Origin of the sequence: Adlercreutzia caecimuris B7 (assembly GCF_000403355.2) — a bacterium.
Lineage (GTDB): Bacteria > Actinomycetota > Coriobacteriia > Coriobacteriales > Eggerthellaceae > Adlercreutzia > Adlercreutzia caecimuris.
The window spans coordinates 1082909-1096056 of sequence record NZ_KE159646.1; the positions used below are offsets into that span (position 1 = coordinate 1082909).

Consider the following 13148-nt stretch of genomic DNA (forward strand, 5'->3'; position numbering starts at 1 on the left):
CCTACGCCTCCTCGGACGGGCAGGCGGCCTCGGCGTCGTCGCCAGCTTCGGCCGCCCCCGCGCTCGCCGCGCCGCCCATGCCGGGCACGAAGCTCGCATCGGCGGACAGGTCGCGGGCGAAGCGCACGATGAGGCGCACCGTGGCCTGAAGGTCGGCCAGGCACACCACCTCAGTGGGCGTGTGCATGTAGCGCAGCGGCACCGAGATGAGGCCCGTGGGAATGCCGTCGCGGGCCACCTGGATGGCGCGGGCGTCGGTGCCGGTCACGGAAGGCTCGGCCTCCAGCTGGTACGGAATGCCCTCGGCCTTCGCCGCCGCCACCAAGCGCTCGAAGACGACGGGGTTGATATTCGGGCCGCGGGCGATGACCGGGCCCTCGCCGCAGACGATCTTGCCGTACTTGGTCTTGTCGATACCGGGGTAGTCGGTGGCATGGGTCACGTCGAAGGCGAGCGCCACGTCCGGGTTCACAGCATGGGCGCTCGTCATGGCACCGCGGGTGCCGATCTCCTCCTGGGTGGTGGCCGCGACGATGAAGTCGCCCGGGGCGCCGCCGGCCTTCGCCAGCTCCTCCATCACACGGCAGGCGATCCACACGCCGCACTTGTCGTCGAAGCACTTGGATACGGCCATGCCGTCTCCGAAGCGCTCGAAGCCCACGCCGAAGGTGATGGGGTCGCCCACCGACACGAGCTTCTTCACGCGCTTGGGCTTCAGGCCCAGATCGATCACGAGGCCCGAGAGGGGCGTGACATTCTTGCGCTCGTCGGGCTCGATGAGGTGGATGGGCTTGCGGCCCACCACACCGCGCAGCACGCCGCTTGCCGTATGCACGTCCACGCGCATGCCGGGCAGAATGGCCGCGTCGACCCCGCCGAGCGAGGCCACCGACAAGAAGCCCTCGTCGGAAATGTAGGTGACCATGAGGCCGATCTCGTCCATATGCGCCGCCAGCATGAGCGTGGGCGCGCCTTCCTCGGTGCCCGCGAGCAGCGCCCGCACCGAGCCCATGGTGTCGGTGGTAATCTCGTCGGCCACATCGGCCAGGCGCTCGCGCACGAGCGCGGCGGCCGGCTCCTCGAACCCGGTCGGCGAGGGCGTCTCCAAAAGCTGCTTCAGAAACTTCACGTGCTTCTTCTTCATATCACCAGTATCCTTTCGAATGCTTCCGCTTGCGCTCGGGCTTGGGCGGACGGAAATCGAGCGCCAGCTGGCCGTCGGTGGTCTTCTCCTGCTTCTCGGCAGGGGCCGCGCCCTTGCGCTCCACCTTCTCGATGGTCCACGACACCGCGCCCGCGCCGAACAGCTCCAGCATCTTCAGGCGCGCGTCGTGGGCGTTGGCCTTGGTGTTGGCGCGCGCGTCGCTCTCGAACTCGAACAGGCCGCGCTCGCGGTCGTGGGAGCCTTTGGGCGACTGGTAGTGGGCGATGTAGGTTGCCATAGACGCTCGGATTCCTTCCTTTCAATAGCTCGCCCGCCATTCTAGCACGAGGGATGCGCGCCCGTGCCGCCGCGGGGCCGACAACGCAAAAGCGGACCGGAATGATTCCGATCCGCTTGGAATGCTGGAGCCGGTGACAGGAATCGAACCCGCAACCCACTGATTACAAATCAGTTGCTCTACCGTTGAGCCACACCGGCGAGGTGTTCCGCGGCCGCGCGGCCGCGTCTGCGAGCAGAGCTTTCGTCCGCACCCGCGAGCGCTCATTGTACGACAACAAACTCGTTTAGGGAAGGTCGCGCACCGCATGCCCACAGGCCGACGGTCCATCCCCGGCAGCCTCCCGCCCCGCGTGCGCCGCGGCCCTGCGGCACGAGTGCGCCCCGGAGGACATCCGCGTCCGAGACGCTACTCCTTGGCGCCCCACTGCTCGTAGTAGGCGTCGATGGCCGCCGCGATATCGTCGTCGATGACCACGCGGCCGGCCACCTCGTGGTTGTGCAGGCACTCCTTCACCTCGGCCATGGACACGATGGAGGCCACCGGGAAGCCGTACTTCGCCTCGATCTCCTTCTGGGCCGTGGTCACGCCGCCCTTCCCCACCTCCATGCGGTTCAAGGACACGATGAGCCCGCGCACCTCCACGTCGGCGGCGCCCTTCAGGATGGGATAGGTCTCGTCGATGGACTTGCCCGAGGTGGTCACGTCCTCCACCATGATGACCCTGTCGCCATCGGCGAGCTCGGCACCCAAGAGGTTGCCTGCATCGGCCCCGTGGTCCTTCGCTTCCTTGCGGTTGCAGCAGTACTTCACTTCCTTGCCGTAGAGCTCCTGCAACGCCATGGCGGTGACCACGGCCAGGGGGATGCCCTTGTAGGCCGGCCCGAACACCACGTCGAAGTCGAGCCCGAAGTTGTCGTTGATGGCCTGGGCGTAGTACAGGCCCAGACGGTGCAGCTGCTCGCCGGTCACGTAGGCGCCCGCGTTCATGAAGAACGGCGACTTGCGCCCGCTCTTCAACGTGAAGTCGCCGAACTTCAGCACGTCGCTTTGAACCATGAACTCGATGAACTCGCGCTTATAAGCCTCCATGGCCGTCCTTTCGCTCCAGGGACCCTCTCATTTTCCATGGGGAACATGATACCCGATTCGACAGGGGGTGCGACCGCGCGGCGACAGTTTCGCGGTTAGTTGACACCCGAACATATATTCGGTTATTATAGCGTACATCCATTCGGGCGAACAGGTGTGCATGTTTAGGAGCGATCAATCACAGGGAAGGAGGCCGGCCGTGAATGTTATCGAGAAGCTGGAAGTGCTGGCCGATGCGGCGAAGTACGATGTGGCCTGCACCTCCTCCGGCGTACAGCGTTCGGGGAAGAAAGGGCAGCTGGGCGCGGCGCACCAGGCGGGCTGCTGCCATTCCTTCACGCCCGACGGGCGCTGCGTCACGCTGCTGAAGGTGCTCATGACCAACGCCTGCGTCTACGACTGCGCCTACTGCGTGAACCGCGCCAGCAACGCCGCGGTCCCGCGCACGGCCTTCACCCCGCGGGAGCTGGCCGACCTTACCATCGGGTTCTACCGTCGCAACTACATCGAGGGGCTCTTCCTCTCCTCGGGGGTGGCCGGCTGCCCCGACCGCACCACCGAGCTCATGGTGCAGGCCCTGCGCATCCTGCGGGAGGAGTACGGCTTTCGCGGCTACATCCACACCAAGACCATCCCCGGCACGTCCCTGGAACTCATCGACGAGCTGGGCCGCCTGTCCGATCGCCTCTCGGTGAACCTGGAATTGCCGAGCAAGCAGAGCCTGGGGCTTCTGGCCCCCAACAAGTCGCGCCACTCCATCCTAACCCCCATGCGCCACATCTTCGAGTCGGTGGCCGAAGACAAGGAGTCCCGCGCCCTCGCCCAGCGCCGCACCACGGTGTACCGGGAAAAGAGAATGGCCCGCAAGACGCGGGCCTTCGCCCCGGCGGGCCAGTCCACCCAGATGATCATCGGCGCCACCCCGGAAAGCGATTACCAGATCCTGAACCTGTCGGCGGCGCTCTACACCCAGCTGTCCTTGAAGCGCGTGTTCTTCAGCGCCTATCTGCCCGTGGTGGCCGACCCGCTCCTGCCCGCCACCGATGCCGTGCAGCTGAACCGCGAGCACCGCCTGTACCAGGCCGATTGGCTTCTGCGCTACTACGGTTTCAACGTGAGCGAGATCATCGACGAGAAGAACCCCTTCCTCGCCCCCGATGTGGATCCGAAGGCCAACTGGGCCTTAAACCACCTGGATTTCTTCCCCGTAGAGGTAAACACCGCACCCCTCGAGGCACTGCTGCGCGTGCCCGGCATCGGCGTGCGCGGGGCGCGGCTCATCCTGCGGGCCCGGCGCCAGTCCACCCTGGGCGAGGCGGAGCTGCGCCGCCTCGGCATCGCCTACAAGCGCGCCCGCTACTTCATCACCATGAACGGTGCCTACGGGGGCTCCGGCATCGACTTCTCCCGCGATGCGCTGCACGCGCGCCTTTCCGCCCCCATCGAGGGCGGCCGCCACGGACGGCGGGCCGACCGGGCCGTGCAGGGCCAGATGAGCCTCTTCGAGGCGGTGGACGCGCCGCCGGTGCTCCCCGAGGCGAGCCCAGCCAATCGCGCCGCCCTCGATGTCGCCTTCGAGGCCCAGCGCCGCGCCTTGGCCCAGCCGGCCGCCATCGGGGCGCCAGCCCGTGCCGGCGAAAGCGAGCGGCCGCCTATCCTCGGCGCAGACACATCCCCTGCCGAATGCGGGGGCGCGTCGCAGGAGGGCGCCCCGCACGGCGATGCCGTCTGCGAGCCGCTGCTCTCGGTGGCCTAGGAGAGCGCCGTGCACCGTGCAGACCCCGACACGCCCTTCTCCGAGCCCGAAATCTACGACGAGGTGGCCTACGCCTACGACGGCACCCTGGAAGGACTGCTCTCGGCCATCTTCGCCGCCTACGAGCGCCATGAGAACCCCACCGACGTAGTGCCCGAAAGCCATCTGCAGCCTCGCCTGGGCCAGCGGGTGGCGGCCATTCCCACGAACATGAACCATGCGGCCCGGGTGCTGCGCGGCGTGAAGCGGGCCTGCGGCTGGCGAGCGGCCCATGCCGTGAAGCAGGCCAGTTGCTCCGACGAGCCCGATGCGGGCACCGCCGCCTACCGCTTCGTGCGCTACGCCATGGACGAGCAGAAGCTCCGCGCCTGCGACCGGTGCCGCAAACGGGCCTCCTGCAAAGGACGCGGCGGCACAGGCCCCTGCCCCAAGATGCGGGGCCGCGCCCTCTCGGACATCACCCATCCGGCCGTGGAGCGGCTCTTCCGCATCTCCCGCTCCATCAGCCAGGAATGCGAGCATATGCGTCAGTTCGTCCGTTTCCAGCATCTGCGAGGCGAGAGCGAGGGCGGCGGGACCAGCACCGAGGTGTGGTTCGCCCGGGTGAGCCCCAAGGCATCGGTGGTGCCCCTGGTCATGGATCACTTCGTGGAGCGGCTCGGCGTGCAGCCCTTCATCATCTACGATGAGGTGCACGAGTTGGCCGGAGTCTACGACGGAGGCGACTGGCACCTCGTGGCCACCGCCGGCCAAGGCGATCTCGCCGGGGCCCTCCCCGACCCCACGGCCGACGAGGCGCTGCTCAGCGAGGCATGGCGCGCCTTCTACCGCTCGGTATCAGTGGGTGCCCGCTACCATCCCGAACTGCGCCGCCAGTTCATGCCCAAGCGCTTCTGGAAGAGCCTCACCGAGCTCCAGGAGAGCCCCGCATCCCTGCGCCGGCCTACAAGCTGAACAGAAGCTCGCTTGCCGGCGCGGTCAGCTTGCCGGGTACGGCACGCTCGCACTCGTAGGCCAGCCCCACGGCCGGACCCACGTGCACCCCGATCACAGGGCTCACCGGCAGCACCTCCACCGCGTGCCCCACTACCGGCTCCACCGCCTCGCGCGCCCATCGCACCGCCGGAGCCGCGGCGCCGATGTAGTGCACCACCACGCGCCTGAGGCCGCAGGCGGAGATATCCTCCTTAAAGGTGTCCGCCATGCGGGCGAGCGTCTTCTTCCACGTGCGCACCTTCGCGAGCGTCGCCGTCTCCCAGTCGGCCACGGTGAGCACCGGGGAGATCTGCAACAGGCCGCCGAGCAGGGCCGAGGCGCCCCCGATGCGGCCGCCGGCCTTCAGAAACGCCAGGCTCTCCGGCGCGAAGATGAACCGCGAGGCCGCCACCGCGTCCGTAGCTGCCCGGGCGCACTCCTCCAGGGAGGCCCCCGCATCGCGCGCATCGGCCGCATCCAGCACGGCGAACATCTCATCGCCGCAGTTCGACGTGGAATCTACCAGCGTGCAGCGGAACTGTCCGAACCGCTCCCGACAGGCGCGGGCCGCCCGCACCGCGCCCTCGAAGGTGCCCGACATCTTCGACGACATGAAGATGCCCAGCACCTCGTCTCTGGCCTCGGCGGCGCGGTCGAAGAGCTCCTCCAACGCATGCTGCGAGGGCTGGCTCGAGGTCGGCGGGTTGTCGATCATATCTGCGATATCCTCGTAGAAGGCCGCCACATCCATGTCAGCCTCGCGGTGCTCCACCCCATCGCGGTTCACGTACAGCGACACCACCTCGATATCGCGCGCCCGCACCACCTCAGACGGGATGGATGCCACCGAGTCGGTAACGATCTTGACCACAACGTCTCCTCTCGCACATCAGGTCTGCCCGCAACGCTCGCGAGCGAAAGCTTTCCGCCTATGCTACCTCATATGGGTCCGCGAGCATTCCGCGAGCGCGTTTGTTCACCCAGCGGTCAACCGAGGCCGACGGGCGCGCCATCCGCAACCGCCCCCCCGCGCCCTCTCGCAACCTCGCGTGTGCCGTGAAGCCCGCACGCGTCGCGGCGCCTTTGCCGCCCGCATTCCGCCCCGCCTTCCACGCGCCTCTCCGCACGGCAAAGCGCCCCGCCGGGGAGGGTGGCGGGGCGCGTGCAAGAGGGAGGGCGAGAGAGCCTGTCTACTTGGCCGCGAGAGCCTTGGCCATCATGCGGGCGAAGGTGACCGAACGGCCGCAGCAGTTGCCCGTGGACATATTCGGGTAGGTGCCGGCATAGTACGAGCCGGAGTCCACGCCCGCCACGTAGAGCCCCTCGATGGGCTCTCCGGCGTCGTTGACCGCCTGGAACTGCTCGTTGATGGTGATGCCGTCAAGGGTGCAGAGCATATAGCCCGACGTGCGCACACCGTAGAAGGGAGCCTTGCGCACCGGGGAGAGGCGGAAGGCCTCTTTGCCGAAATCGGGATCTACCTGGTTGTCGTAGTTCTCATTCTGACGCTCCACCGTCTTCTTCAGGTTATCAGCAGGGATGCCCAGGCCCTCGGCCAGCTCCTCGATGGTGTCGGCTTTCACAATGTAGCCCTCGGCCAGAAGCCCCTCGTTCATGCCCTGCACCACCTCGAGCGTCATGTTCGTGGGCGCTCCGTTCTCGAAGGGGAACACGCGGGCACAGCCGTGAATGTCGAACTGCTCCATATAGGCGGCGTAATCCGAATCCCAGATATCCACGATGGTGTGATGAGGCTGGGTAAGCGCCGCGTTCAGCACATAATCGTAGGGCGCTGACTCGTTGATGAAGCGCTCTCCGTTCAGATTCACCTTCAGCCACGGGTTCGAGCCCATCCAGAACAGCGATCCCACCGTCTGCGACCCGCCGTACTCGTCGGGCTTGATGGCAATGCGGTCGAACACCATAGCCGTATGAGCCTCATCCATGTGCGCGCCGGCCCACAAGCATGCCTTGATGCCGTCTCCGGTGGTGCCGTCGATGGCGATGGACAGCGAGTACTTGTTCAGCGTCTCGGGCTGCAGCGCCGCAAGCATGTCCTCGTTGCGGGCATAGCCGCCCGTGCACACGATGACGCCCTTGCTCGCATTGATGCGGATATAGCCGTCGGATCCCTTCGCGATGGCACCGACCACCTTGCCCTCTTCGCAGACGAGCTTCACGAGCGGCGTGGTGAAGCGGAAATCGACGCCCTTCTCCTTGGCGTAGTCGCCGAGCACGATCTTGCCGTTCACCACATCGGACAGGCCGGCGAACTCGGCGTCAGCCGGCCAGCTGGGAATATGCCCGGTGGCCCAGTGCTTGTACAGCGACGGCTTCGCATCGTTGGCAGCTTCATAGAACAGCTCGAAGCCTGCTTCCTTCAGGCGATCCTCGTACCAGTCGATGGCCTCGCCAGAGTTCTGCGCCCAAATGTGGTACAGACGCGGGTTCGCATACCCGTTGGCGTAGCGCGTCAGATCGTTGCAGATCTCGTTCTCGTCGATGACGCAGCCAGCCTCCTTTTGCAGGCGGCTGTTCAGCGAGCCCAGGTTGTCGCGCACGCCGCCCCCGATGGCTCCCTTCTCCAGGCACACCACTCGCGCGCCCTCCTCAGCAGCCGCGCAGGCCGCGAACAGGCCCGAGGTGCCGGCGCCGCATACGAGAATCTCGGTATCCACGGTCTCGACGATCTCGTCTTCAGCGACCTCGGGCTCGGGGCCGAGCCAGTCGACCGCCGCACCCGTGCCCGCCAGCCCATCGGAGCCCGATGACGCCTGGGGTGCGCAGCCCGAAAGCCCCGCGCCCACCAATGCCGCTGCGGCAGCGCCCATGCCCAGAAACGCCCGACGACTCACATCCATCTGCTTCATGATCATTCCCCTTCCTTGAGATGATTCTCCTTGCAAGCGCCCAACGGCGCATTGCGTTTCCGACACAGAGGACAGCCGGCGTCCGACACGAAACCGAAGCGGAGCCGATGCGGTGCCTGCCCTCGTGGCGAGCCCCAGTTTAGGATCCGAACCGGGGCCAAATCATCATGTGGGTCGAGTGAAAAACCGCTCCCAGCATCTCATACGACTCGGGTGATTTTCGATGAAAGACGAGGTGAGGCCCTTCGCGGCCCTCTTCTTCCAACGCGATCTTTGCTACAATGTCACCCTTGAAATGACCGATGCCCATCCGAGGGAGGCGGAGGCATCATGGCCCTCTCTTTCACCGCACCGCATACCGGCCTTTGCGATAAGGCTCGCTTCACCGCGTGTCTCATCGCGCTCGCCCTGTCCATTGCGGCCTATTGGCTCTTGAATTGGTGCGCCTTCCCGCTTTTCGACGACGTGTGGCGCTGGACGCGGGAAGCCAGCGCCATCGCAAGCGGCATCACGCTCACCGCCGTGGCGCTTCTGTCCTATTGGCGCCCGCACTGGTTCCAAAGTCGCTTCATGATGGGGGCCATCGGCGCCACGGCCCTGGCGGGGGCCGCCTCGTGCGGGGCGGGCATCCTGCTCTCCCAGTCGGCCATCCTCATCGTGGGAGCCTCGGCGGCCACCGTCGCCGCAGGGCTCTCGAACATCGTCGTCGGCATCTCGTGCATCGGCCTGTCCATGCGCCAGCTCGGCCTGTGCGCCACCGGGGCCTACGGACTCGCCTACGCCTCGCGCGGCATGTTCGCGCTTCTTCCAGGATCGATCAACTTCGCCCTGTTCTGCATCGCCCCGGTGGCGGCGGCCGTCCTCGTCGCCCGTTTCGCCCGACCCGTGCTGAACCAGCAATATGCCCACGGAACGCCAGCCGAGGTAGCGCTCACCGCACCGGCCTCGGTTCTCCCCTTCGGGCATCAGTTCTTTCTGGCGCTGCTCCTGTTCCGCTTCATCTACGGCTTCACCCTCACCTTCGGCGAGACAGACCGCACACCGGTATTGGCTGTCGGGGCGCTTCTCCCCTTCGCGGTCGTGCTGGCCATCGCAGCCGCACGCCGCAAGGCGCTCTCCCCCGAGTCGCTGTTCCAGCTATCCATCCTCTTCTCAGTAGCAGGATTCCTCATCGTGTCCATCGGCGAAGACGGCCACCGCGCAGCCAGCGTTCTCCTCTCCTGCGGTACGGGCTTCTTCGAGATGTTCATGTACTACATGCTCATCGCCCTGGGCACGAAAAACCCCGTCGCCGCCCTGCCGATGCTCGCCTGGGGTAACGCCATGGCCTCATGGGGAACGCTTCTCGGCGCCAACTTCGGACGCCTGGCAAACTCCTTCGCCAGCCGGCCCGCGCTGCTCGCGGCCACGGTAGCCCTCGTGATCTTCTGCATCGTCGCCTACATTCTGCTCGCCCGCAAGGAACTCGACTTCACCGCCACGCTCCGAGGCATCACCCCCGTTTCGCCGCTCGTCACCGTGCAGGGAACCGACGGCAGCGCGCTCTCGCTCGAGGAGCGCTGTCGAGACATGAGCGAGGCCTGCGGCCTCACGGCACGCGAAGCCGAAGTGTTCGGATATCTGGCGCGAGGACGCAATGTGCGCTTCATCGAAGAGGAGCTCGTGGTGTCGTACAACACGGTAAAGACCCACGTGAGCCATATCTACGCGAAGTTGGGCGTGCACTCCCATCAGGAGCTCATCGATTTGGTGGAGCAAGGCGACGCGTCACGAACCTGACAATGCCGGCGAGCTCATTCCGATACGCCCGCGCGAATCAGTCAGCCCGTCGGCAGCCGCAAAGCACCCGAACGGAAACCGGGGCCCGTCCGCGGCCGCTCGCCCTACACCCCCGTGAAGTCGAAGGCGGGGATGAAGCTCTCCTCGGCCGCGCCGCCTTCCTGCCAGAAGTAGTCCTGCACGCCCAGGGCGTCCGCGTAGTCGAGGAGCTCCTCGTATTCGGCATCAGACACCGTGTTCGCTAGCTCGGGAGCCATCGCGAGAGCCGATGCGGCCCGCGCGTTCCCCCCGGCAGCGCTGCGGGCGAGCACGGGGGTGTACTGATTCATGAGGGACAGTCGCAGGGCATTTCCGAAACGCTCGTGCAACAGCCGCACGACCGCCTTCGAGTTCTCCAGGGCCCCGGGCAGCATGAGATGGCGCACTACCACACCGCCGACCAGGCGCTCCTGGCCGCGATACTCGTCGTAGCGCGGCTCGCCCGCCTCCTCCACCATGGCGGCAAGGGCCGCCAGCGCCACCTCGGGGTAGTCGGCCGCACGGGAGTAGCGGCGCGCGAGCGCGGCATCGGCGTACTTGAAGTCGGTGAGATAAGCGTCTACGAGGCCCCTGTTCGCACGCACGGCCTCCACCGTCTCGTAGCCGCCCGTATTCCACAGCACGGGCAGCTCCATACCGGCCTCTCGCGCCAGCGCCACGGCCGCGCGAATCTGCGGCCCATAGTGCGTGGGGGTCACGCAGTTGATGTTCAGGGCCCCGGCTCCCTCGAGCTCGCCCATGATGGCCGCCAAGCGTTCCACGGTGATCGCGCGGGCGTGCTCGCCGAGGGCGATGTCGGCGTTCTGGCAGTACGCGCAGCGCAAGGGACAGCCGGCGAAGAACACCGTGCCGCTGCCGTCCTCGCCGGAAATCGGCGGCTCCTCCCAAAAGTGCAGCGCCGCCCGCGCCACCATCAGGCGCCCGTCGGCCCCGCAGAGTCCGCACTCCCCCGCTGCGCGGTTCGCCCCGCAGCCCCGGGGGCACTCATGGCAGGAATGCGGCAGCTCGTAGCCGACCGATTTCAGTTCTTGCATCTCAAACCCCTCGATTTGAGCAGTAAACGCCGCGAGATAGACATCCTCGAATCCTCCGCTTGACCCTTGGACTACTCGAGCGGTGAATTGCCACCATAGCACCTGCTCACGGTTTCCTCAAGCAAACTTTCCGCAAGCTCTTTCCGGCAAGACAATCTATCTCGCGGAGTTTGCTGCGCAAAACCGCGACTTATAGAGACAAAGCCGCTGAATCGGGAGCGCCCATCGCCCCCGATTCGAAAGAGTCACAGCTAGTTGGAGCTGTAGTCGAAGCCGTCGTAGTCGGCCGGGTCGTTCCAGTCGGCATCGTCGAAGGCATCCCAGTCCTCGTCGTCCCCATGGTCGTGATCGTGGCCGCCACCGTAGGCTTGCTCGGCACGGGTCCAGTCGAGGCCCGCCTCGGCCCCGGCCGCCTCGTCGCGGTACACGAGTGCCAGTGCCGCCGGCGCCATGTCGGCGCCCCCGATGACCGCCAGAAGCTCCAGCAGGTGCATGGTCGCCTCCACGCCCGGCAGGATCACCTCGGCGTCGTCGGCTGCCATAAGCGCCGCGGACAGCTCAGCCAGGAGCATCTCGGCGGTGTAGTCGCCCGTAAAGCGCTTCTGGCGCACCGCGCGTACCACCGGGTCGGCGCTCACGGGACTGAACAGCGGCACCTGGTCGGCGTCGAGCGCGCCCACGGACCGGGCCGCCGCGTCGTCGAGCGCCGTCGCCTCGATAGCGCTCACCAGGGCCGCGGCCAGAGGCAGCGTGTGGGTGTTGCGCATCAGCTGGGCCCGACCTGGCGCGCCCACTTCCACCACCTCGCCGAAGAGGGCCTCCAGGAGGGCGCGCACCGCCGGCGGAATCTCGGCCTCGGAGGCCACCGGCCCCAGCAGATTGTCGCACGCGAAGGCATCCTCGGCCACCAGCGAGCGCACCGTCACCGGTGCCTCCACCATGACCAGATCGTTCACCGTGGCCACGGCGTTGATCTCGCGGGCGAAGTTGGGGGTCGTAGCCGACAGATCAACGAGCGCCGAGCCCGGCGCCACGCTCGTCACCAGGCCGTCGTCGCCGAAGTACAGATCCTCCAGCGCCGAGGCGGAGGTGCAGTACGTGAGCACGATGTCGGCCGAGGCGGAATCGGCCGCGCGGACGAAACCCGCTTCGGCCAGACGCTCCTCGACAGCCGCGATGAACGTGCGCGCGCCCACATATGCATACGACGTTGCCATTACCGCTCTCCCTTCACCTTGCGCGCGATGCGATCGGCCACCGACAGGTTATCGCGCTTGTCATGGCCCCAGAACACCACGGCCAACATCTCGGGTCCCACATGGCTGCCGATGACAGGCCCGATGCTGCATTCCAGGATGAGCAGGTTCGGATCTTCCTTCAGCAGGGCCTCCCTCAAGCGGCCCGCGTCCTTCGGGCAGTCGGCGTGCCCGATAATCGCCGTGTGGGTGGGGCCAGCCGGATCAACGTTCTTCTTGTAATACTCCACGAGCTGCTTGATGCCCTTCTTGCGCCCGCGGGCAACGCCGGTGAGCGCCAGCTTGCCGTCCTCGCCGATGAGCAGCAGCGGCTTCACGTCGAGCGCCGCGCCGGCCACCGCCACCGACGCGGGGATGCGGCCGCCGCGGCGCAGGGCCTCCAGGTCGTCCACCATGAACTCCTCGTTCACGAAGCAGCGCGCCTCCTCGGCCCAGGCGGCCAGCTCGGCGGCGGTCATGCCCTGCTCGTGCTGCACGAGGGCCCCGTAGACGAGCAGGCCCTCGGCCACACTGGCCAGACGGGTATCCACCAGGTAGAACTCGAAGTCGGGGTACTCGGCCAGCACCTGGTCGCGCACGACGCAGGCCGCATCGTAGGTGGCCGACAGACCGCTCGAGAACGCCAAGTACACGCAGGGCGTACCCTCCCGGGCGGCCGCGGCGAACGTCTCGGTCAGCGTCTGCAGGGTCACCTGGGCCGTGCTCGGCTCGGCGCCCTTGCGCATGGCGTTGTAGAAGTCCTCGGCCGAGGAGCTCTCGAACAGATCGTCCTCGAAGGTGCCCCCATCCATCATGTAGGGGAACTTCATGAGCGTGACCCCCTCGCGCTGCACGAGGCGCGCGGGCAGATCGCAGCACGAGTCGACGATCAGGTGACATTGAGCCATAGCAGGGCCCCTTTCCGA

11 protein-coding genes and 1 tRNA gene are annotated in these 13148 nt (G+C 66.7%); 3 read left to right on the forward strand and 9 right to left on the reverse strand.

Annotated features, from left to right (window positions below):
- Position 1 precedes the first annotated feature (1 nt).
- The 4 genes from C811_RS08210 to pyrE form a co-directional block, all read right to left on the reverse strand.
- Complete coding sequence (locus tag C811_RS08210; RefSeq protein WP_016309092.1) at positions 2-1144, reverse strand: M42 family metallopeptidase; 1143 nt, start codon at positions 1142-1144, stop codon at positions 2-4.
- 1 nt (position 1145) lies between these two features.
- On the reverse strand, positions 1146-1442 hold the full coding sequence (locus C811_RS08215) for a hypothetical protein (protein WP_016309093.1): 297 nt from the start codon (positions 1440-1442) through the stop codon (positions 1146-1148).
- A 125-nt stretch (positions 1443-1567) separates the two neighbouring features.
- Positions 1568-1642, reverse strand: a tRNA-Thr gene (locus tag C811_RS08220).
- A gap of 208 nt (positions 1643-1850) precedes the next feature.
- Positions 1851-2534, reverse strand: coding sequence for an orotate phosphoribosyltransferase (gene pyrE, locus C811_RS08225; RefSeq protein WP_016309094.1), 684 nt, complete (start codon positions 2532-2534; stop codon positions 1851-1853).
- 199 nt (positions 2535-2733) lie between these two features.
- Between pyrE and C811_RS08230 the strand changes: the two genes are divergently transcribed.
- The gene (locus C811_RS08230; protein ID WP_016309095.1) at positions 2734-4290 is read left to right on the forward strand and encodes a putative DNA modification/repair radical SAM protein; all 1557 of its coding nucleotides are present in this window, start codon (positions 2734-2736) and stop codon (positions 4288-4290) included.
- Between the two features lie 9 nt (positions 4291-4299).
- A complete protein-coding gene (locus C811_RS08235; protein WP_016309096.1) occupies positions 4300-5244 on the forward strand; it encodes a TIGR03915 family putative DNA repair protein in 945 nt (314 codons plus the stop codon).
- Here C811_RS08235 and C811_RS08240 read toward each other — a convergent pair.
- A complete protein-coding gene (locus tag C811_RS08240) occupies positions 5234-6136 on the reverse strand; it encodes a DegV family protein (protein ID WP_016309097.1) in 903 nt (300 codons plus the stop codon). The genes C811_RS08235 and C811_RS08240 overlap by 11 nt on opposite strands.
- 319 nt (positions 6137-6455) lie before the next feature.
- The gene (locus tag C811_RS08245) at positions 6456-8141 is read right to left on the reverse strand and encodes an FAD-dependent oxidoreductase (protein ID WP_016309098.1); all 1686 of its coding nucleotides are present in this window, start codon (positions 8139-8141) and stop codon (positions 6456-6458) included.
- 324 nt (positions 8142-8465) lie between these two features.
- Here C811_RS08245 and C811_RS08250 point away from each other — a divergent pair, with 324 nt between their 5' ends.
- Complete coding sequence (locus C811_RS08250; protein WP_016309099.1) at positions 8466-9914, forward strand: helix-turn-helix transcriptional regulator; 1449 nt, start codon at positions 8466-8468, stop codon at positions 9912-9914.
- Between the two features lie 104 nt (positions 9915-10018).
- Here C811_RS08250 and C811_RS08255 read toward each other — a convergent pair whose 3' ends face one another.
- The 3 genes from C811_RS08255 to C811_RS08265 form a co-directional block, all read right to left on the reverse strand.
- A complete protein-coding gene (locus C811_RS08255) occupies positions 10019-10987 on the reverse strand; it encodes a radical SAM protein (protein WP_016309100.1) in 969 nt (322 codons plus the stop codon).
- A 251-nt stretch (positions 10988-11238) separates the two neighbouring features.
- A complete protein-coding gene (locus C811_RS08260) occupies positions 11239-12204 on the reverse strand; it encodes an NAD(P)-binding domain-containing protein (RefSeq protein WP_016309101.1) in 966 nt (321 codons plus the stop codon).
- Positions 12204-13130 carry a DegV family protein gene (locus C811_RS08265; RefSeq protein ID WP_016309102.1) on the reverse strand — a complete coding sequence of 309 codons (927 nt, stop codon included), beginning with the start codon at positions 13128-13130 and terminating at the stop codon, positions 12204-12206. Before C811_RS08265 ends, C811_RS08260 begins: the two co-directional genes overlap by 1 nt.
- Positions 13131-13148: the final 18 nt, after the last annotated feature.